General features: G+C 45.7%; 2 protein-coding genes. One reads left to right on the top strand and one right to left on the bottom strand.

All coding sequences use genetic code 11. From position 1 onward, the window contains the following. Positions 1-195: hypothetical protein (locus tag AB4653_RS17425; protein ID WP_372104836.1), on the top strand; the 195-nt coding region annotated here is incomplete at its 5' end. Positions 196-224: 29 nt separating this feature from the next. Here the strand turns inward: AB4653_RS17425 and AB4653_RS17430 are convergent. Continuing rightward, a partial coding sequence (locus AB4653_RS17430; RefSeq protein ID WP_372104838.1) for a prolyl oligopeptidase family serine peptidase occupies positions 225-1149 on the bottom strand: 925 nt, incomplete at its 5' end.

Below are 1149 nucleotides of genomic sequence, written 5' to 3' on the forward strand. Positions count from 1 at the left end.
AGATCAACAGGTTATAGTGAAAAATGCGTAAAATATCAGCTTGAAATCGCTTTCATTTCATCAGTAATGGTGGCGGCTATCACGGAAAAGGGTGTCGAAAAGCAAAGAAAACGAGGTGTGAATTTGATTGGTTTTCATATATATGAAAAGCCTCAAAATCTAAGGCAGATTTTGAGGCTTTTTGGTCTGAGTTAAATACCCAGTTATCTAAAATCAAGTATTCGCTAAAGTGAATCTAGGGACTCAATTCCCATATTGAACAGGGTAAATGCGTAGATATCAGCAGTGAGGTCGATAGCTTTACTCAGCGGCATACCTGCCCCATGCCCTGCATTGACGTCAATACGGATCATCACGGGCGCTCCGCCTTCATGCTTATCTTGCAGCTCTGAGATGAATTTATAAGAGTGAGCCGGTACCACACGATCATCGTGATCAGCTGTAGTAACCAATGTTGCTGGGTAATCGACGCCTCGTACAACGTTATGAACCGGGGAGTAACCCAGCAGGTATTCAAACATCTCTCTATTCTGCGCTGACGTGCCGTAGTCGTACGCCCAGCCTTCGCCAGACGTGAAGGTGTGGTAACGCAACATGTCCAACACCCCAACCGCAGGCAAAGCCACTTGGAACAGCTCAGGCCTTTGTGTCATGCAAGCGCCAACCAACAAGCCTCCGTTAGAACCGCCGCGGATCGCTAACTTATCATTGCAGGTATAGTTTTCTTCAATTAAGAACTCGGCAGCAGCAATGAAGTCATCAAATACATTCTGTTTTTGTTGTTGTGTACCCGCTTTGTGCCACGCCTTACCGTATTCGCCACCACCACGTAAGTTCGGCACTGCATACACACCACCCAGTTCCAGCCAACTGCCCACCGTTCCCGAGAAGGAAGGGGTTAGGCTAACGTTAAAGCCACCATAGGCGTACAACATGGTTGGAGTATTACCATCTAACACTAATCCCTTCTTATAAGAGATAAGCATCGGAACCTGAGTGCCATCTTTTGAGGTATAGAAAATCTGTTTAGATTCGAACTTGTCCGACTCAAACGGAGACTCAGAGCGTTGGTAGATTTCAGAGCTTCCAGATTCAACATCAAAAGAGAAAATCGTTGGCGGCGTTACATAGTTGGTAAAGGTGTAATAA

Origin of the sequence: Vibrio sp. 10N.222.48.A3, assembly GCF_041475345.1 — a bacterium.
GTDB lineage: Bacteria > Pseudomonadota > Gammaproteobacteria > Enterobacterales > Vibrionaceae > Vibrio > Vibrio tasmaniensis_A.